Annotated in this window: 15 protein-coding genes; 6 read left to right on the top strand and 9 right to left on the bottom strand. The window is 65.8% G+C overall.

Features of this window, described 5'->3' with window-relative positions; genetic code table 11:
* Positions 1–19: 19 nt before the first annotated feature.
* Positions 20–724 (bottom strand): VIT1/CCC1 transporter family protein, encoded by a 705-nt coding sequence (locus BZF61_RS02690; protein ID WP_086617086.1) that lies wholly within the window; start codon positions 722–724, stop codon positions 20–22.
* A gap of 161 nt (positions 725–885) precedes the next feature.
* On the opposite strand from BZF61_RS02690, the gene BZF61_RS02695 reads away from it, so the two are divergent.
* Entirely contained in the window at positions 886–1,074 is a 189-nt protein-coding gene (locus BZF61_RS02695) for a hypothetical protein (protein ID WP_086617087.1), read from the top strand.
* Positions 1,074–1,733 carry a carbonic anhydrase gene (locus tag BZF61_RS02700; RefSeq protein ID WP_086617088.1) on the top strand — a complete coding sequence of 220 codons (660 nt, stop codon included), beginning with the start codon at positions 1,074–1,076 and terminating at the stop codon, positions 1,731–1,733. Before BZF61_RS02695 ends, BZF61_RS02700 begins: the two co-directional genes overlap by 1 nt.
* Here BZF61_RS02700 and BZF61_RS02705 read toward each other — a convergent pair.
* The 6 genes from BZF61_RS02705 to BZF61_RS02730 all read right to left on the bottom strand — a co-directional run bounded on the left by BZF61_RS02705 (position 1,726) and on the right by BZF61_RS02730 (position 11,691).
* Positions 1,726–2,142, bottom strand: a complete 417-nt coding sequence (locus tag BZF61_RS02705) for an ArsR/SmtB family transcription factor (RefSeq protein ID WP_245804477.1) — start codon at positions 2,140–2,142, stop codon at positions 1,726–1,728. The genes BZF61_RS02700 and BZF61_RS02705 overlap by 8 nt on opposite strands.
* A gap of 167 nt (positions 2,143–2,309) precedes the next feature.
* Entirely contained in the window at positions 2,310–5,906 is a 3,597-nt protein-coding gene (locus BZF61_RS02710) for an ABC transporter permease/M1 family aminopeptidase (RefSeq protein WP_086617089.1), read from the bottom strand.
* Between the two features lie 14 nt (positions 5,907–5,920).
* Positions 5,921–6,808, bottom strand: coding sequence for an ABC transporter ATP-binding protein (locus tag BZF61_RS02715; protein ID WP_086617090.1), 888 nt, complete (start codon positions 6,806–6,808; stop codon positions 5,921–5,923).
* A 331-nt stretch (positions 6,809–7,139) separates the two neighbouring features.
* Positions 7,140–8,051 carry an ROK family protein gene (locus BZF61_RS02720; protein ID WP_245804478.1) on the bottom strand — a complete coding sequence of 304 codons (912 nt, stop codon included), beginning with the start codon at positions 8,049–8,051 and terminating at the stop codon, positions 7,140–7,142.
* Positions 8,051–9,139 carry a glycoside hydrolase family 68 protein gene (locus BZF61_RS02725; RefSeq protein WP_086617091.1) on the bottom strand — a complete coding sequence of 363 codons (1,089 nt, stop codon included), beginning with the start codon at positions 9,137–9,139 and terminating at the stop codon, positions 8,051–8,053. Before BZF61_RS02725 ends, BZF61_RS02720 begins: the two co-directional genes overlap by 1 nt.
* A gap of 86 nt (positions 9,140–9,225) precedes the next feature.
* Positions 9,226–11,691, bottom strand: a complete 2,466-nt coding sequence (locus tag BZF61_RS02730; RefSeq protein WP_086617092.1) for a TonB-dependent receptor domain-containing protein — start codon at positions 11,689–11,691, stop codon at positions 9,226–9,228.
* 178 nt (positions 11,692–11,869) lie between these two features.
* On the opposite strand from BZF61_RS02730, the gene BZF61_RS02735 reads away from it, so the two are divergent.
* Entirely contained in the window at positions 11,870–13,204 is a 1,335-nt protein-coding gene (locus BZF61_RS02735; protein WP_086617093.1) for an MFS transporter, read from the top strand.
* Entirely contained in the window at positions 13,201–14,223 is a 1,023-nt protein-coding gene (locus BZF61_RS02740) for a LacI family DNA-binding transcriptional regulator (RefSeq protein ID WP_086617094.1), read from the top strand. Before BZF61_RS02735 ends, BZF61_RS02740 begins: the two co-directional genes overlap by 4 nt.
* A 532-nt stretch (positions 14,224–14,755) precedes the next feature.
* On the opposite strand, the gene BZF61_RS02750 is transcribed toward BZF61_RS02740, so the two are convergent.
* A complete protein-coding gene (locus BZF61_RS02750; RefSeq protein ID WP_143736871.1) occupies positions 14,756–15,091 on the bottom strand; it encodes a hypothetical protein in 336 nt (111 codons plus the stop codon).
* Between the two features lie 452 nt (positions 15,092–15,543).
* Here BZF61_RS02750 and BZF61_RS02755 point away from each other — a divergent pair, with 452 nt between their 5' ends.
* Positions 15,544–17,658: a TonB-dependent receptor gene (locus tag BZF61_RS02755; protein ID WP_086617097.1), complete on the top strand. Its 2,115-nt coding sequence runs from the start codon at positions 15,544–15,546 to the stop codon at positions 17,656–17,658.
* Entirely contained in the window at positions 17,658–18,743 is a 1,086-nt protein-coding gene (locus tag BZF61_RS02760) for a PepSY-associated TM helix domain-containing protein (protein WP_086617098.1), read from the top strand. The genes BZF61_RS02755 and BZF61_RS02760 overlap by 1 nt, the downstream gene beginning before the upstream one ends.
* A gap of 228 nt (positions 18,744–18,971) precedes the next feature.
* Here the strand turns inward: BZF61_RS02760 and BZF61_RS02765 are convergent, their stop codons facing one another.
* On the bottom strand, positions 18,972–20,060 hold the full coding sequence (locus tag BZF61_RS02765) for an LLM class flavin-dependent oxidoreductase (protein WP_086617099.1): 1,089 nt from the start codon (positions 20,058–20,060) through the stop codon (positions 18,972–18,974).
* Positions 20,061–20,079: the final 19 nt, after the last annotated feature.

The raw sequence follows: 20,079 nt of genomic DNA on the forward strand, positions 1-20,079 counted from the left end.
AAGACAACGCAGACCTGCGCTACACGCTTACGCCGAACAGCGAGCCGATCGCCGCGGTGACGGCCATCGCGAAAATGCCCCAGCCGACCACCCGCAAGGTGGCCCGCAGCAGGGGCGCGCCGCCGGCCTTGGCTCCGAGCGCGCCGAGAGCGCCAAGCGTGATGATAGAAACGGCCACCACCGTCGGCAGGATCGCTCCGCTAGGGGCAAGCCAGGCCGCCATCAGCGGGATCGCGGCGGCACTGCTGAAGGTCGCCCCCGAGGCAAGCGCCGCCTGCAACGGGCGCGCGGCGAGATGCTCGGCAAGACCGAGTTCGTCGCGGACATGGGCGCCGAGCGCGTCCTTGGCGCTGAGCTCGCGCGCCACAGTCAGCGCGGTTGCGGGTGAAAGGCCGCGCGCCTCGTAGATCGCCGCCAGTTCCTCCAACTCGTGCTCGGGCATTTCGGCAAGCGCCTGCCGTTCGCGGCGGATATCGGCCGCCTCGCTGTCAGCCTGCGAGGACACCGAAATGAACTCGCCCGCCGCCATCGACATTGCGCCTGCGACCAGTCCGGCGACCCCGGCAACCAGTATCGAACCTGCCTCGGGTGTCGCCGCCGCCACCCCGATGATCAAGGAGGAGACCGAGACGATGCCATCATTCGCCCCCAGCACCGCGGCGCGCAGCCAGCCGGTGCGATGGACATAATGCGGATCATCAGGGTGCGTGCTCGGCCGCGACATAGAGCCAGAATCCTCTTGCGACGGCACAGACAGCAGCGCCGCACGGCTCCTGTTTCCGACCACCGCGTGCAGAAAGCAAGAGGGCGTGCTTGACCGAGTATCGGACCCAACATAGCTTCATATCTCTCTACCTGCGCATTCAATGAGCTTTAGGGGGAATCTTGCCCGGCAGGATCATCCAATCCCGCGACCTGCCTGAGCCGGGCGCGCTGCGCGGCCACCCGATCGTCGCCGCGCGCGAAATGTTCGAGGCCGGCAGACGTGTCGGCAAGGCCGACCAGATCGAACAGGTGCGCGAGCTGTGGACTGCCGGTGCCGCCCCCGCTTCCAGCCAGAAAGACCGAACCTAATGTCGAAATTGGCCCTAGGCGTCATCAAATTCCAGCGCGAGGTCTTCCCCGAGAAGCAGGAACTCTTCGAGCGGCTGAGCACGGGCCAGAATCCCGAGGCACTGTTCATCACCTGCTCGGACAGCCGGATCGAAACGGCGATGATCACCCAGACCGATCCGGGCGAGCTGTTCATCTGCCGCAACGCGGGCAATATCGTGCCCCCGCACACCAACCAGACCGGCGGCATGACCGCCTCGATCGAATTCGCCATCGGCGCGCTGCAGATCCCGCATATCGTGGTCTGCGGCCATACCGAATGCGGGGCGATGAAAGGTGCGATGAACTGCGCCAAGCTGACCAACCTGCCCCACGTGCGAAAATGGTTGGGCTATTCGCAGCGTGCGGTCGATATCGTCGAGAAGATGGGAGCCGGGCTGGACGAGGAAAGCAAGATGCGGATGCTGCTCGAACAGAACGTCATCCTTCAGCTCGAGCACCTCAAGACTCACCCGACAGTGGCACAGGCCCTCGCCCAGAAAGCGGTGAGGCTGCATGGCTGGGTTTACGACATCAAGACTGGCGAAGTGACGGCCTTTGACGAATCCACCGGTGCCTGGCTGCCGATCGAGGAGCGTTATGCCGCGGAAGTGGCCTCGGCCACGCAGGCCATTAATTGACCGGTTCGAACGCTTCGCGCTGCCACAGCTCCTTGGCCATCTCGATATCGGCAGCGCTGGCGCGGCCAAGCCGGTGGGCGATGAAATCGATACCGTTGATCAGCCAGTCGGCCAGTTCGGGCTGGCTCAGGCGGTAAACCCGCTTCTGCGCCTGCGCTTCGGTTTCGACCAGCGCGATCGCCCGCAGCACGCCGAGGTGCTGGGACACGCGGGTGGCGGGAATTTCGAGCGAGTCTGCCAGTTCGTTCACGGTCAGATCACCAGCCCGCAGCTTGAGCAGGAGACGAATGCGATCCGGATGAGAGATCTGGCGTAGCACATTGGCCAGCTCGTTTGCGACTATCTTGCGGCTTGGCATGGTGGTCGACCAATCACGAAGGTTGCAGGGCAGGACTTGGGGCGACGACACCAAGACGCACGGAGCCGGCAAAGGTTCCCTTGGCAAGCCTTGCGCCGAGCGCGCGCCACTGCGGGACAGGCCGGGGCGATATCGGGCCGCGGCGGGGGACGCTGCAAACGCCGCGCAAGCTCATCATGAATAGGCTCGACGCAGGATCTCAAGCCTTCGCGCTCGTGCTATTCGACGGGCACGAGGTTATCGTCCGAGTCCCGGTCGATGTAGAAGTTGTAGGGATCAATCCCGGCGAACAGCGGCTTTCTCGCGCTTGTAAGCTCCACCACCTGCCGGCCAGCGCGGACGGGTACGCGCTTCATCGACAGCACGTCTGCCCGGTCGAAGGCACCCTGCCCCGGCTGCTCGGCAAACAGGCCCACCTCGATGCTCTCCGCCAGCGGCGCGGGCCGCTCGACACCCTTGCCGTCGGCGTGGAATTTGCCCGCCTCGATGGTAATCCGCGTGCGCCAGCGTCCGTCGGCCAGCTTGCGGGTCACCGCCTGCCTGGCCTTGAGATCATAGACCGTGATCTTTTCCAGCAAATCGGTGATCAGCGCCTGATGCTCGGGGCTTTGCGCCTCCTTGCGCAGCTCGGCAATGAGATCGAGGCTGCGCGGGAAGGGCGCGCCCTTGAAGCGAAATTTCGCCAACAGCCGCGCGAGCGCGCGGTTGACCGCATCCTCGCCGAGCCGGTGCTGGAGCAGATACATCGCCAGCGATCCCTTGCGATAGTGGATGTGCTGCTGGTTCTCCACCCGCATCAGCGGCTGCTCGTCCAGCACGTCGCCCTTGCGACCTTCGAGATAGCGGTCGAGCTCAAACTTGAGGAAGCGGCGGATCTTGTCCTCGCCGTAGAGCTGCTTCATCACCATCAGCGCCGAATATTGCGCGAGCGTTTCCGACAGCAGGGTCGAGCCCTGCATGTCCGCCCCGATCACCTGATGCGCCCAGTACTGGTGTGCGACTTCATGGGCGGTGACATAGGAGACATAGTCGATCGTCTCGGGATCGCGCACGTCAGCGGCAAAGCCGATGCTTTCCGAATAGGGGATGGTGCCCGCAAATGCCTGAGCGAACGTCTCGTAGCCGGGGAACTCGATGATCCGCGCATAGCCGAACTGGTAGGGCCCGAAATTGGCGCTGTAATAGCCGAGCGATGCCTTCATCGCCTTGAGCATCGCCGGAACGTTCCACGCATGGCGCGGATCGTGATAGATGCTGAGCGCAACATCGCCGATGCGGTCTTTTGCCACAGCATAGCGGGCCGACTGCACCGAGAAGAAATTGAGGATAGGCGCAGGTGACTGGAATACGGCGGTACGGCGACCGTCCTTGATGACGTCGGAGACCTTGTTGCCGGGCGCGACCGGCACCTGATCGGCGGCGGTGCTGATGGTGATGCGCGCGTTGACCCAGTCCGCATGGACGTAATTTTCCGACTGCGCCCCGGTATCCTCGAGCTTCGCTAGGCGCAACTCATCGGGCAGGCCTTGCCGACGCCGCGCGGTGCGATCGGTCAACAGGCCGCGCTGGTCCATCCCCAGGACCGGGGCGAACACGGAATTGTCCACGAAGGTGCCGTTCTCGACGATGTCGGTCGCCGCCGAACCGTTGCCGAACCCGCGCCGCCACACCTGCGAGGTGAAATCGAGCCGCGTCGTCGCTCCGGGCGACAGCGGTGCATCAAATCGGTAGATGCGATAGGCATGGCGCTTGTCGTGGCTGACAAGTTTCGCCCCGGCCACATCGAGGCGCGTGAATTCCGCGGTCGCGTCACCCTGCCGGACATGCAGCTCGGTTATCGGCTTGCCGCTGTCGTTACGCAAGGCATAGTGGCCCTTGGCGGTCAATCGCCGTTCGGCAGGATAGATTGCCAGGTCGACGACGACGTCGGTCACCACCGGGCGCGCAAGAGCTGCGAACTTGAGATATTTGCGCTCGTATTCGGCGCTGCGCGCCTCGGCCTCCTCGGCCGTCTCGTAGGTGTTGAGCACCTTGATGTTGTTGTGGATCACAAGGCCCGTGCCGATCATCCCGCAGACCGAGGCAAGCGCCAGCCCGCCCGAAGCAGCGGTGATGCGCTTGCCGATGCGCTTGATCCGGGGCAGCACCGCCACCACCGTCCCGCGCGGCCAGGCCCAGTGCGCAAGGCACAGCAGCAGCAGCCCGAACGCGCCCCAATAGGCGCGCGCGATCAGACCGCCGACCCAGAAGCCGCCGGTGCCGTTCATATCGCTGAGCGGTTCGGCGGGGGTGCCCCCAAAGGTATAGAGGATATTGGTGTAGCCAAGGTTCGACATGAAAATGCGCGCCAAGAACCACACCAGGAACAGGCCCCAGCCGATATACTTGTTGGGGCTGACCACCTGAAAGAACACCGCCAAAACCGCCACCAGCAGCATGTCGATGCTCTGCGGCACGACGAAGGCCGAAAGATAGAGCCCGGCATCATTGCCGAAGGCTCCCTTGATAAGCTGGTAGAAAATCCCGGCTGCCATGCCGCTCAGCGACATCGCCATCAGCAGCACGAAGATCGCAAGGATCTTGGGCACGAACATCGCCCATGCCGGAACCGGCGTGGCATCAATGATCTCGCTGATCTTCACGTCGCGTTCGCGCCACACCAGTTCGCCGCCGTAAAACACCGCGACGATCAGGCTGAAAATAGACAGATTGCCGATCACGGTGGTGATCACCCCGGTGGTCAGCGGATAGGACGGCGTGCCGTAGATCGTCTGGGCGAAGGTGAGGTTGAGCGCGGTGGTGGCGAGGCCGAGCAGCATCAGCACGATCAGCCCAGGGCTCTTGATCACCAGCAGCGTCTCAGTCTTGAGCCGGGTCCCGAAGCTGAGCCGGGCATGAGCCGTTCCGAAATCGCGCCGCACCGGTGCAGTCAGCGCGCGGGGTGGCGCGCTTTCCGCCTTGGCCGCTCTCGCAGCTTTTCGCGCCAGCCAACGCTGCTGCCAGCGCGAAGGAGCGCGCTCGGCCATGCTGAAGCGCAACCAGGCAATTCCGAAGAACACCGCCGACAGCACCAGCACCAAGATGCGGTTGAACAGCAGATTGCCCGTGAAGGGGATCGTGCGGCTGTTCATCTCCGCTGCTGTCCAATAGCGCGTTATTTCACCGATCGCGCCAACGCCGAGCGGCTCGTAGCGCGCGATCACGTTCTGATAGGACGGATCGGCCCCCAGAACGACGCTGATGGAAAGATAGCCCATCACCAGCACCAGCACCCCGATATAGCTAGCGAGCATCGAGCGGGTAACGGTTGCCAGGCTGAACAGCAGCGCCGAGGACAGGATCAGGTTGGGAATGGCGATGATAAGGAACGGCCAAGCATAGATCATCATACCGCCTGGCCCGACCGTTTCTGGATCGACCCAGGGCATGGCCGCGCCAATCGCAATGCCCAGCGGCACCGCGAGATAGCCCAGCACCGCGATAACGAGGCCGCCGAGGAAGCGGCCGGCGAGGAAGCTTGATCGGTCGACCGGGGTGGCGCGGATTATCGGTGCGAAGCCGGTGACGTCATCGCGCACCACGGCGTTGGCAACGAAGGACGTGATGACAAACAGGTAGAAGGTGCCCAGCACCGCCAGCGCCAGCGTCACGGTGTAAGGGGAATTCTCGTGCACCGCGCCGGGCGTGCCGAAGCTGACATTGTCGCTGGCCGACAGGCCGAAGCCGAGCAGGAAGAAAATCAGCGCCGAAACCCAGAACACCGGATTCTTGAGCTGATAGCGGATCTCGAACGCGGCAATAGGAGCGGTGAGCATTCAGGCTGCTCCCCTCACGCAGCCAGCGCACAAGCGCGGCGGGTTTCGGCGAGCGTGGCAAAATAAACGTCCTCCAGCCCGCCAACGACCGGTGCAAACCCCTCGGGCTGACTGTCGGCCAGCACATGAACAACGATCGCGCCCGCGAAGAAGCGGTGCGAGATGACCTCGTAGGCGGCTTGCATCTCGGCGAGCTGGGCGTGGGGCACGGTGCGTTGCCACACCCGCCCCTGGGTGCGGGCGATGAGATCTTGCGGCGCGCCTTCGAGGCGGACCTTGCCATTCGCGAGCACCGCCATGCGCGGGCACAGATCGGCGACGTCATCGACGATGTGGGTTGACAGGATCACCACCACGTTCTCGCCGATGCCGGCGAGGAGGTTGAGGAACCGGTTGCGTTCTTCCGGATCGAGGCCGGCGGTGGGTTCGTCGACGATAATGAGGCCCGGATCGCCGATCAGCGCCTGGGCTATGCCGAAGCGCTGGCGCATCCCGCCCGAAAAGCCCGCGATCGCCTTGGAACGGACCGCCCAAAGGTTGGTCTGGCCCAGCAGGTGCTCGACCATCGCCTTGCGCTCTGCGGCATTGGTCACGCCCTTCAGCACCGCCATGTGATCGAGCATCTGGTATGCCGAGACCCGCGGGTAGACGCCGAAATCCTGCGGCAGATAGCCCAGCGTGCGGCGCAAGGCATCAGGCTCGGCCAGCACGTCGATATCGCCGAAGCGAATGCTGCCCGTGGTCGGGGCCTGAAGACAGGCGATAGTGCGCATCAGCGTCGACTTGCCCGCGCCGTTGGGCCCCAGCAGTCCGAACATGCCCTTGGGGATCGACATCGTCACATCATCGAGCGCACGGGTGCCATTGGGATAGACGTGGCTGACGCCGGAGAGTTCGAGCATGCTTATTCCCCTGTTGACAGGGGCGATACTAACGCATTCCATGTCGCGGCAAAGCCGCTCCCGGCGGCAGAAACCGGCCCTTGATCGACCAGCCTGTCGTTCATCGAGACAGGTCGGCGCTTGATGCCCCGACTTGCAGTTCGCCCCGGGCAATCACGGGTTATAGCAATCGCTCCAACAAGAGCGCCCTCCATGAGGCTGATCCGCCTGTTGCGTGTCGTGGGTCTGGTCACCATCATGCTCGGCGCTAGAGTGACGGTCTCGCCGCAAGGCTTAATTCTGGCGCCGGTGTTCTTTGCGGTCATGGCGCCGATAGGCTGGCCGGGGCAGTTCAACCTCGACCTGAGGTGCCTTGTCGCGCGCTCGGCGAGCTGGGCTTGGCTGCCGCAGCGAGCATCAGCGCACCGGTTATCCCGGCATCGCCGCCCAACCGCGGTGCCATGACACGGTGGCGGGCGCCGCCGGGCAGGTAGCCTGCGTCCAGCTGCGCCGTCCGCGCGGCGATGCGCTCGACGAGGCCGGAGGTCTTCGCCACTCCGCCGCCAATCACCACGCGCTCGACCGAAAGCACCGCGAACAGGATGTGGCAGGCCTGCGCGATATAGTCGGCGATGATGGCGTGGGCGGGGTGATCGGCTGCCAACTCCGACAGCGAGGCGCCCCAGCGCGCCTTGACCGCCGGTCCGCTGGCAAGTCCTTCGAGGCAGGCGCCATGATGCGGGCAGATGCCGGCGAAATCGTGGTCGAGCGGATGGCGGCGAGGATAGATATGGCCCATTTCGGGGTGCGCGATGCCGTGCACCGGCCTGCCGTCGAGCACCAGGCCGCCGCCGATACCAGTGCCGATGGTGAGATAGGCGAGGCTGCGGCACCCCTCGCCCTGGGCGGCGGCATATTCGGCCAGCGCCGCGGCGTTGACGTCGGTGTCGAACGCCACCGGCACGCCCAGGCGATCCATGAAGTAGCCGGCGATGTCGCAATCGACCCATCCCGGCTTGGGGGTCTTGGTGATCCGCCCCCAGCCAAACGACGCCGGATCGCGATCGACCGGCCCGAAGCTGGCGATGCCAAGCCGTGTGACCGGCCCCTTGGCAGCAAACCAGCGCGCCGCCGCTGCCAGCGTGGTCGCCGGATCGCGCGTTGGGATCTCGGTGCGCGCCGTGATCCTGTCGGGCGACGGGCCAACCGCCAGCACGAACTTGGTGCCGCCTGCTTCGATTGCGCCAAGCATCGCTCCGGCCATCAGACGGCGCTCTCGGTTGCAAGGCGGGCACGTGCATCGTCCAGTTCCAAGCGCAGCAGCGGTGCCGGCACCCCGCCGAAACGACCGTCGGGCAGCAGATCGACGAAGCTGCACACCGTGAGCGAGGCGTCGACGAACCAGCTATAGGTCTGCAATGGGCGATCGGCGGGGTTGGCCAGCACCAGCCCGGTGCCGTTGAGCGGGTGCCACGGGCCCTGCATCGTCTCTGCCACCATCCCGTACAGCCCCCCCGGCGCACCTTCCAGACCGGGCGCGAAGGTCGCGCTCTGGGTCGACCAGAAGGCGTAGTAGCGATTGGCGTGAAACACCAGATGGGCGCGCTCCAGCTCGTTGTTGACGCCTTCGGCATGGATCGCGGGCGGCAGCAGCACCCAGCCCGACGGCCCCTTGCGGGCGAGGCCGAAAGCCCCGTTGAAGGCGCTCGGCGAACCGGCGAGCGACGCGGTGAAGGCCAGATATTCGGTGCCGTCGGCCGGATCGCGGAACCACGCCGGATCGCGGAACGCCTTGATCTTGCCGGCCTCGCCCTCATGCGCGTCGGCGGGCATGTAGTGCGGCGCATAGCCGCGCACCAGCGGGGTAGGCTGTGACCAGCCCGTCGGCAAGCTGCCCGGCCCCGCCGGCGCACGCGCGGCCCACAATTCCTGCTGGTATCCGCCAGCGCGTGCAGCGGTGCCGGCAGCGGTGAAGAACAGTGTCACCATGCCCGCATCGAGCAACGCAGACCCGGCCCATTCGCGTTCGTAGGGCACGGCGAGATCCGGCAGCACCGGCCCGAGATCGCGCCAGCCCTCGCCGCTCGCATCGGGGCATCGCTCGATCCAGTGGATCTTGGCCTCGAAGTGGCGCAGCGCCGGATCGCCGCGATCAGGCGCGCTCAGCGCCATCCACAGCTCGCGCCCGGCAAGCCGGGCCCGCGCGCCAGTGGGATCCTGCAAGGGCCACATGTCCCAATATAGCCGCCCCGGCTCCAGCCCCGCACGCTCTGGCGCAGGCACCGGCGGGATCGACGCCGCCGCTTGCCGCCCAATGGCGCGCACGTGATCGGCAGTCCAGGCGGTGGTCATGGCAGGTGCTATTCCAGAGTAAGCATGAAAAGTGGGGGCTGACCGCGCGGGGGAGACGGCGGCCAGCCCCTGGCGGGCGATGACGGTCAGAAGTCGAACCGCACCGAAGCCTGCACCGTGCGCCCGGCAATCGAGCGGGCGCGCACGATCCCGTTGGCCGGGATCGCGCCTTCCTCCGCCTCGGTGAAGCCAGTGGCATTGAACAGGTTGGTGGCGTTGAGGCCAAGTTCGATCCCATCGACCGGGCGGAAAGCGAGGAAGGCATTGACCTGCGCAAAGGCCGGCAACTTCAGCTGGTTGCTGTCCTGGGCATAGCTATCGGTGGTGCCGATGATGTTCGCGCCCAAGGTGAACATGTCCGCGTCGTACTGAGCGGTCGCCTGATAGACGAGATCCGCCTGACGACGCGGCTTGTTGCCAATCGTGGTGAGATCGAGCGCATCCTTGATTTCGGCATCGGTCCAAGTGGCGCCGCCCGAAAGGATGAAGTTGCCGATACGATAGGCCCCTTCCAGCTCGATCCCGAAGGCTTCGTATTCGGTGTCGAACAGTTCGAGCGGGGCAAGCTCGACATTGGTCTCGGCGGTCTTGGCAAAGAAGCCGGTCGCATAGAGCGCGAGGCCGCCTGCCTGATACTTGAGCCCCGCTTCGAGCTGATCGACCCGTGCGATCACCCCGGCATCGCCACCTGTCAGGCTGCCGTCGGTGGTGCTGACAGCGGGGCTGAACAGGCTGCGGTCCGCCGTGTGACGACCGCCTTGGCTGTAGCGCGCGAAGATGCCCAGATCGTCGGTCAGCAGGTAATTTGCACCCAGCGAGAAGCTGAAATAGTCGAAGTCGTAATTGACCGGGCGCGCATTGCCGAGCGGCAGCAGGCTGGTCTGTGCCTCGGCCGGACTGATGGTGCCGTTGCGGTCGAAGTCGAAGCTGCCGACGCCGACGCCGAATCCGCTGTCGGAGCCGGTGATGGTGCCGCTAGCATCGCCGAAATCATAGCGGATGCTGGCATCAAGCGTCAGCCGATCAAGTTCGAGCGAGAGCGAAGCGAAGGGCGCATAGGTGCTGTAGGTGACATCGTAGTTGCGGCGGCAGCAATTGCCGAAGAAAGTCGCGCCGTAACCGACGGTGCCGTTCTGGGTGACCAGCTGGCCGCCGGCATTGCGGATGTCGACCAGCACGGCCTGCCCGTCACCCTGCACGGTCTGGACGTGGCTGGTCCACAACCAGTCGGTGTCGATGGTCTGGCGCGAGAGGTAGAAACCGGCGGTGAAGTTGGCCGAGCCGCCGCCGAAGTCGAACGCCTTGTTCACGCGCAAGTCATTGGTGACGTTGTCGAGGCTGTTGAGCCGAGTGTTGAACACCACCACATTGGCCAGCAAGCCATTGCCGCCGATGGTTGCCGGATTGGCGGCCTGGCCGGCGCTCGGCCCGCTGGCAAAGACGATGCTGGAGCCGGCCCCGCCGATGCCATCGGCGATGCTCTGAGCGGAACCCACGCTCGCCGGGAAGGGCGACATGAAACTGCCCGAATTGTCGGCGAAGCGGAACCGGTTGGCCAGCGTCCACCCATCTCCCACGTCGATCTCGCTCTCGATCCCGAAGGCGAGGCTCTTGACCGACAAACCGTCGCGGAAATCGAAAGCCGCCGGGTTGTTGTTGCCATCCAGCGTCAGCGCCGGGGTAAGGAACGGGCTGTAGAGCGAATCCGTACGCGGATCGAAGCCAGGGATCGCGTTGTAATCGGGATTGCCGTTCGAACCGCCGACGAACACCGGTTGCGGCAGGATCGTCGGGGTGCGGTCGTCGAGATACTTGGCGTGGAGACGGATATAGCCAGCGTCGAAGCGCTTGGTGATGTTGGCCTTGATCTGGCCGCCATCATAGCCGTTGTAACCGATGTCGCGCGGGCCTTCGCCGGTGCGATAGAATCCGCCGATGTGAAAGCTCAGATCATCCCCGATCGGCGCGCCATAGTCGAAATCGAGGCGGTAGGTCTCGAAGTCGAGGCCGACGGTGCCCTGGATCGCGCCGCCTTCCTGCTCGCCGTTCTTGGAGATGAAGTTGATCACCGCGCCCGGTGCGTTGGAAGCGAAGGTCGAGGCCGAGCCGCCGCGCACCGCCTCGACGCGGGCGACCGAGCGGTCGGCGCGCAGGAAGTTGTCGGCATTGCCAAAGATGATGTCACCAAATTCAAGGATCGGCAGGCCGTCTTCCTGCAGCTGGATGTAGCGCGCGCCGCCGGTCGATACGGGAATGCCGCGCACCGCGATGTTGGCATTGCCCTCGCCGCCCGAAGCTTCCGATCGGATGCCGGGAATCTGGCGGATCAGATCGGCCGAGGAGGGCGCGGCGAGATTGGCGATGGTGTCGGCGCCGATGGTGCTGACCGAGACCGAGCTTTCGATCCGGTTCTGCCCGCGAGCGACGGCGGTGACGATGATTTCGCCGGTGTCGGCGCCGGTGTCGCCGGCGGCTTGTTCCTGAGCGAAGACGGGGCTGGCCAGCAGGCCGGAAAGGGCCGCACTTGCGCAAAGCGCATGACGCAATCTCATGATCTCTCTCCTTAAGGGTTCGCGCTTCTGTGGCAACGACGGGGCCAGACCTAGCGTTATTGCAAACGTTTGCAACCGAAATTATGCAATCGTTTGCAATAAACCTCGAAACATGTCACTTCCGTGCCACAACGTGGCATAGACCGCGTGTGGGACAGGATTTTCGGAGAGGCGCCATATGTCGGAAAAACCGAGGCTTTCGTTGCTGCGGATTGTCGAGATGAACATCGGCTTCTTCGGCCTCCAGTTCAGCTTCGGCCTGCAGCAGGCCAACATGGGGCCGATCTACGGCTTTCTCGGCGCGGACGAAGCAGCCATGCCGCTGCTGTGGCTGGCAGGGCCGATGACCGGCCTCGTCATCCAGCCGATCGTCGGCGCGATGAGCGACCGGACCAACACCCGCCTCGGCCGCCGCACGCCCTATTTCCTGATTGGTGCGGTGATCTGCACGCTGGCGCTTTTCGCCATGCCGCTTTCGAGCACGCTATGGATGGCCGCTGGCCTGCTGTGGATCCTCGATGCCGGCAACAATATCACGATGGAGCCCTACCGCGCCTATGTCGCCGACCGGCTCGCGCCCGACCAGCGTTCGGCCGGTTTCCTGACCCAGAGCGCCTTTACCGGCCTCGCCCAGACGCTGTCCTATCTCGCCCCCTCGCTGCTCACCGCCTTCGTCGGCCAGGACGTGCTCGATGCCAATGGCATTCCGGTAATCGTGCGGCTCGCCTTCGTGATCGGCGCAATCCTGTCGCTCTCGACCATCGTTTGGTCGGTGTGGCGCGTGCCGGAACTGCCGCGCGACCAAGCCGAGCAGGCCGACCTCGCCGCCAGACCGCTGACGGTGCGCGCGACGCTTGCCGAAATCGCCGATGCCGTGCGCGCGATGCCGCGTCCCATGCGCCAACTGGCGGGGGCGATGCTGTGCCAGTGGTATGCGATGTTTGCCTATTGGCAGTATATCACCTTCGCGGTCGGGCGCGGACTTTACGCCACCAACGACCCCGCCAGTGCCGCCTTTCGCGCCGCCACGCTCACCACCCAGCAGGCCGGCGCGCTCTACAACTTCATCGCCTTTATCGGTGCGCTGGCGCTGATCCCGATTGTCCGCCGCTTCGGCGCGCGGCCTACCCATGCGGTGTGCCTTGCCGCCTCGGGCGCGGCGATGCTGCTGATCCCGGCGGCGACCACACCGCTGGCGCTGTTCGTGCTGATGCTGGGAATCGGCATCGGCTGGGCCGGCATGATGGGCAATACCTATGTCATGCTGGCCGATTGCATCCCGCCGGAGAGGAACGGCATCTACATGGGCATCTTCAACCTGTTCATCGTCATCCCGATGCTGGTTCAGACGCTCACCATGCCGCTGATCTACCGCCCGCTGCTCGGCAGCGATCCGCGCCATGCTCTGATGCTGGGCGGCGGCTTGATGCTGGCAGGTGCCCTCGCTACGCTGCTGGTCGACGCGGGGCACAGGCAGCCGCGCCGCGGGGAGCTGGCAACGGGCAGGGGATGAGCGACACGAAGCCTTCTCGCACGGTAGTGCGCACCATCACCGATCTGGCGCGCATCGCCGGAGTTTCGCCCGGCACGGTCAGCCGCGCCCTCGCCGGCAAGAGCCTCGTCAACGCCAAGACCCGCGAGAAAATCGTGAGCCTGGCCCGCGAACACGGCTTCCGCCCCAACCAGATGGCGAGCGGGCTGCGGCGCCAGAAGACCGGGGTGATCGGGGTCGCCATCCCCTTGGGCCACGACACGCGCCAGCAGATCTCCGATACGTTCTTCATGACCCTGCTCGGCTTTCTCGCCGACGAGCTGACTGTCCACGGCTATGACCTGATGCTGCGCCGGGTGGTGCCCGAGGATGATGCCGACTGGCTCGACCGGTTCATCGGCTCGGGCATGATCGACGGGGTGATCGTGATCGGCCAATCCGACCAGTACGAACGCATCGAGGATGTCGCCGACGGCTATCTGCCGATGGTCGTATGGGGCAACCACACCGAGGGCCAGCGCCACTGCGTCGTCGGCACCGACAACCGGCTGGGCGGCAGGCTCGCGGCCGAGCGCCTGATCGCGGCCGGGGCCACCCGCCTCGCCTTTCTCGGCGATACCGGCCCGATGGAATTCGCGGCGCGCTATGCCGGGGCGCAGGATGTGGCGGCGCGCATGGACGTGCCGCTGCTGGCCCTGCCCACCCACCTTTCGCCCGACCATGCGGGCGAGGAGATCGCGCGCCACCTCGCCGCCCACGCCGAGGCCATAGACGGCATCTTCGCGGCCACCGACACGCTGGCGAGCCTGTGTCTCGCCGCGCTGCGCGAACGCGGGCTGGCGGTGCCGGAAGACGTCAAGCTAGTCGGCTTCGACGATTTGCCCTTTGCGCGCCAGACCGTGCCGCCGCTCACCACCATCCGTCAGGATATCGCCGCCGGCGCGCGCGGCCTCGTCCAGCTGCTGCTGCGACGGCTCGCGGGCGACGAGACCGAAAGCCTTATCCTCCCCCCGCAACTGGTGATCCGCCAGTCGGCATAGGGGACCATGCCGGCCTGGCCGCGCGAGCGCCGCTTCGGCACGGATCGGCGTGAACCGCGTATCCCAGGAACCCCGCGTCTCGGTCGAGGATGAAGAGGGAGCATCGCGCCAGCTCCCGAGCGCTCCCGACGAGAGGCTGAAGCTGACCGGCATCGCCGCCATTCCCGGCAGCAGGGAAACCGGATATTCGGCCCGCGCGAGGATGATGGAGAGGCCCCGCTACGGGCGCCGCGGCGAGGACTGGCAGAGGCGCGACATTCACCCGCAAGGGCAGCCCCGCGCCATAGTTCTGGGCCAGCGCCAGCTTCAGCGCGTGCGTCTGGGTGCGCAGTGCTGTGGTGGCGCGGATCGGAATGCGGAAGCTGGCAGTGTCAGTGCCATTGCCGGCAAGCGCAACCGCCTGCCGCAGGTGGGCCATCATGTTGATCCGCCTGGCCACGATCTCCCTGCCGTCGAGCACACGCGCGCGCTGGTGCTGCACCAGGCGTTGCGCGGGATTGCCCCGGTCGCCGGCCATCGTGAGCGCGAGCGGCTATCGGCAATCGCGCGGGATGGCGCTGTCGAAGCTGACATCGATGCGCGGCCAACCCCGCACCGCATCGCCACCTGTCACCATCGCCTCGCGGGCTTCACGCAGCGCGCCGAACGGCGTCGCGTCGGTTCCCGCAGCCACCGCGTAGCGCAGGATGCGGGGCACCGGGCGGCTGTGGGGGCCGATGTCGCTGGCGGCGAACAGCGTCCCGTTGGTGCAGGAAAAGACCGTGGTCGACTGGGCCAGGGCGGGCACCGCGAGGCTTGCACTCGCGGCAAGACCGGCGAGCAGCACCGCAGCCAGACGGCGGTAACGGACAGGCGAGCAAAGGGGCATGAAGCTTCCTGCGGCCAGAGCAGCAAACTGTCCCGAGGATTGCTTTCGGCGCAGGGGCTACGCCACCGGCGGAAAGCAACGAAGAGCCGTAAAATGATCGGTTCCCGGCAATCCGCCGGTGAGAACCAGCCCGGCGGTCACGCCGCTGACCATGTCTCAAAGGATTGATCGAATAGCCGGGATGGCCACCATTGTCCGCGGCCGCCGCCCCCGTTGGCGCGCGGTGTTACGCGGCCAAAGCGGCATTTTGCCCATGGCAGCGGGGCGGCAATCGGCCACACCGTCATCGCCTTGCCCAAGGCCATCCCCAGCCGCCCCACTCTCGAGCGCGAGGCTGCGGAATGCGCAATGTATTCAAAGGATGCCTGTCTCGCGATCGCTGCAGAAACCGGCTTGCATTATTGCGAGTCGTTCTTAAGATTTATTGCGAATAATTATCAGGAGCGATTATAATGCGATTCCCTCTCCTTCTCACCGCCGCCCTGCTCCCCCTCGCCACTGCCGCGCATGGACAAGAGGCCCCGCCGCCGCAGGAGGAAAGCGAAACCGCCCCGATCATCGTCACCGCCGCGCGCACTGCCCTGCCGCTCACTGCCCTCCCCCTGACCGCCGAGGTAATCGACCGCGAGACGCTCGCGCGGCAGCTCCAGATCTCGGGCTCAGTGGTCGATGCGGTCGCAGCGCTGACGCCTTCCTTCAGCCCCGCGCGCCAGAAGCTGACCGGACAGGGCGAGACCTTGCGTGGCCGCTCGCCGCTCTTCGCGATCGACGGCATCCCCCAGACGGCCCCCTTACGGGACGGATCGCGCGACGGATTCACCATCGATCCCTTCTTCATCGACCGCGTGGAGCTGATCCTCGGCTCCAACGCGCTCCAGGGCATCGGCGGCACCGGCGGGGTGATCAATCAGGTCACCGTCTCCGCCCCCGCCGACGACGGATGGAGCGCGCGTACCGTCCTCCAGGGCACCGCGGAGAGCGGCTTTCGCGATGACGGCTTCGGCGGGAAGGTGGGCGCGCTGATCGCCAACCGCTCGGGCGCCTTCGATGTCGTGGTTGGCGCGGCCTATGAGCGGCGCGGGGTGTTCCGCGACGGCGAGCAGCGCCGCATCGCGCCCGACGGCACGCAGGGCGATTTGCAAGATTCGGACAGCCTCTCCTTCTTCGCCAAGGCGGGCGTGGAGCTGGGCGGCGGCGTCAGGATCGAGGCGATGGGACAGCGCTTCCACTTGTCTGGTGACGGCGATCTTATCGCGGTCGCCGGGAACCGCGCCAACGGCCTGCCTGCGACCGGCGCCCGCGGGATGGTGCAGGGTGAGGCGCCCGAGAACCTCGCCGAAAGCCTGTCGCTGACCCTCACTGCCGATGATCTGGCCGGCGGCGCCCTGCGCGTGCGCGGATTCTGGAACCGCACCGCCGACATCTACGGCGGTGGTATCTTCGCCGACTTTCAGGACCCGGCCATCGCCCCCATCGGCACGCTGTTCGACCAGTCGCAGAACATCAGCCGTAAGTGGGGTGTGAACGCGAGCTGGGAGCGCGGCCTCGGACCTTTGAACCTTGTGGCGGGATTCGATCTGCTCACTGACCACACCGTGCAGGTACTCGCCCAGACGGGGCGCGCCTGGGTGCCGCCGACCGATTACCGCTCCATCGCCCCCTTCGGTCAGGCCAACCTCGCATTGTGGGACGGCAAGCTGCGGCTCGCCGGCGGGCTGCGCTGGGAGAATGTCGAAATCAGCATCGACGATTACCAGACCCTGTGGTTCTACGGCCCGCAACAGGTCGGCGGCGGCTCACCCAGCTTTGACCGGGTGCTGCCCAATGGCGGGATCGTGGTCGAACCGACTTCGGGCATCCGCGCCTATTTCAGCTATTCACAAGGCTACACCGTCCCCGATGTGGGCCGCATCACTCGCGCGATCCGCAGGCCCAACGTCGATCTCGACACCTTCCTCGACATTGCGCCCGTGCTCGCCGACAACCGCGAGGTGGGTGTCGAGGTGAAGCGCGGGCCGATCGACGCCAGCGCGACATACTTCTGGTCAGACAGCAACCGAGGCCAGCTGCTCGTACTGGTCGGCGACGTGTTCGAAGTGCAGCGCCAGCGGATCGAGATTAAGGGGATCGAACTCAATCTCACCACGCAAACCCCGATCCCCGGCCTGAAGATTGGCGTTGGCTATGCGCATCTCGACGGGCGGGTCGACACCAATGGCGACGGGATCGTGAACGCCGATCTGGACGGCGCCAATATCGGCCCCGACCGGCTCAACCTGTCGGCCGATTATACCAATGGCCCGGTGAGCCTGCGGCTGCAATCGCGCACCCATTTCGCGAAAAGATTCGACGGCGGCGATCCGCGCAACGACTTCGGCGGCTATACCCTGCTCGATGGCTCGGTCAGCCTCGCGACCAATCTCGGCATCATCACACTTGCCGCACAGAACCTGCTGGACAAGCAATATATCGACTATAACTCCGACACCCAGCGCCCCGCCGACAACCTCAGGTTCTTCGCCGGGCGCGGGCGATCGATCACCATCGGCTGGCTGGGCCAGTTCTGATGCGCGAGGGGCTGAAAATCATCCACCGCTGGCTTGGCGGGCTGGTCGGCCTCGGGCTCGCGGTGCTCGGGCTGACCGGCGCGGCGCTGGCGTGGAAGCCATGGTGGGTTGGCGTCCCGCTCGCGGGGCGCGCGCCCGCCGAGGCGGAGACTCTAGCCATCATCACCGCCGCGCAGAATCTTGGCGCGACCCATGTCACCCTCCCCTCGGCCGAGTTCGGCGTGGCGCAGGTGGGGTTTGGGCGCGGACAGGGCGGGGCCTATCTGGCGCATGACGGCACGGTGCTCGCCCGCTGGCAGAGCGCGTGGGAACGGCCCGAGACCTTCCTGTTCGATCTTCACCACCATTTGCTGATGGGCAGCACGGGCGAAGTAATTTCGGGCTGGCTGGGCATTGCTGCCGTCCTTTTCTGCATCACCGGCCTCATCCTGTGGTGGCCGACGCGCCGCACCTTCCGCCTGCGCCCGCTGCCACGGCGCTTCACCCGGCCTGCGGTGATCCTCCACCACCGCGACATCGGCGCGGTGCTGGTGCTGCCGATCCTGCTCGCGAGCATCACCGGCGCGCTGATGGTGCTGAAGCCCTTGGGGCAGGTGGTGCTCGCCCCGCTCTCTCCCGCTGCCGAGGTTGCCGCATGGCAGGCCAAGCCGCCCGCGCCCGCCACTTCCACCCCGCCCGAGTGGCCTAAAATCCTTGCCGCCGTCCGTGCGCGCTTTCCTGACGGGACGCTGCGCATGGTCATCTGGCCCAAGACCCCGGATGAAGCGGTAACGATCCGGGTGCGCCGCCCGGCCGAGTGGCATCACAATGGCCGCACCACCCTTACGCTTGCCGCCGACGGCACGGTGCTGATGGCGCGCGACGCGACCACCGCGCCGCGTGCCATACGGGCGAGCTATGCGCTCTATCCGCTCCATTCGACGCGGCTGGCGGGGAGCGCGATGGCGCTGCCGCTGCGAGCCGTGATGACGCTCGCCGGTCTTGGCCTTGGCCTGCTCGGGAGTCTGGCGGTGATCACTTTCTGGCGCATGCAGACACCCCGCCGCAGCACGTCTGCTTTGCAGCGCGGACGCTTCGCCCGCTGATCCTTGAGGGAAGGGCCTGGCACCTGCGCAAGGCCCATCGGCGCCGTCGCCATCCCCACCGCGCGCCTTGCCGTCACAAGGCCGAGCCGGCGATATCGCGCTGTTTGCCACCGCTCCTTTCGCAGAGGTCTCACACGCGGTCGACGTGGTGATCGGCGGATCCCGGATCAGCCCGCCCCGATTGCGGCGGGCGGGGTGCGACTGCGCCGCGACCCGCCGCCGCGGCGCTCATGTCTCCAGCGGGCCATGCTGGATATGCGGCAGGACATAGCGCGCAAAGAGATCGGCTTCCTGCATATGCGGGTAGCCGGAAAGGATAAAGGCCTCGATCCCCTCCGCCTGATAGGCGCGCAGCTTGGCGAGCACCTGATCGGGCGTGCCGACGATCGCTGCCCCGCATCCCGAGCGTGCGCGACCGATGCCGGTCCACAGGTTCTCCTCGACAAAGCCATCGCCATCTGCCGCGCTGCGCAGCTCCTGCTGGCGCTGGACGCCGTAGTTGTTGGCGTCGAGCGATTTCTCGCGGATTGCCCGGCCCGCCTCGTCATCGAGCTTCGACAACAGGCGATCGGCGTAAAGGCGCGCTTCTTCCTCCGTCTCGCGCACAATCACATGGACGCGGTAGCCGAACTTCAATTTGCGGCCATGCCTGACGGCGCGTGCCTTGAGATCGGCGATGGTCTCACGCACCTTGTCCATCGTGTCGGGCCACATCAGGTAGACATCCGCCGCCTCTGCCGCACATTCGCGCGCCTCGTGGCTGAGGCCGCCAAAGTAGAACGGCGGGCACTTGCCGCTGAGGGTAGTGATGCGCGGCGGATCGAGCTTGAGCTTGTAGAACTCGCCCTGAAAATCGAGGTGCTCGCCGTTGAGCAGCGTGCGCACGATTGTCATGATCTCCGTGCCGCGCCGGTAACGCGGGCCGCTCTCGATCTTCTCGCCCGGCATGTCGGAGGAGATGATGTTGACGTTGAGGCGTCCGCCGGTCCCGGAAGCATTGGGGCCGAGGATCCGGTCAAGCGTCGCGATGCGGCGCGCCAGCTGCGGCGGCCAGTCTTCGCCCATGCGGGTCGCCCACAGCAGCTTGATGCGCTTCACCTGCGTGGCGACAGCAGCGGCGAAGATCGTGGTATCGACGCCCAAGCTATAGCCCGAAGGCAGCAGGATATTGTCGAACCCGCCCTCTTCGGCGCGCAGCACGATGTTGCGACAATGCTCCCAGCTTGATTGCAGATAGGGATCGGGGACGCCAAGGAACTCGTAGTCGTCGTCACACAGTGCGGAAAACCATGCGATTTCGCATTGTTGCTGGGTCATTGCTGAGGTTCCTCGTCCA

It is taken from the genome of Erythrobacter tepidarius (assembly GCF_002155695.1).
Lineage (GTDB): Bacteria > Pseudomonadota > Alphaproteobacteria > Sphingomonadales > Sphingomonadaceae > Erythrobacter > Erythrobacter tepidarius.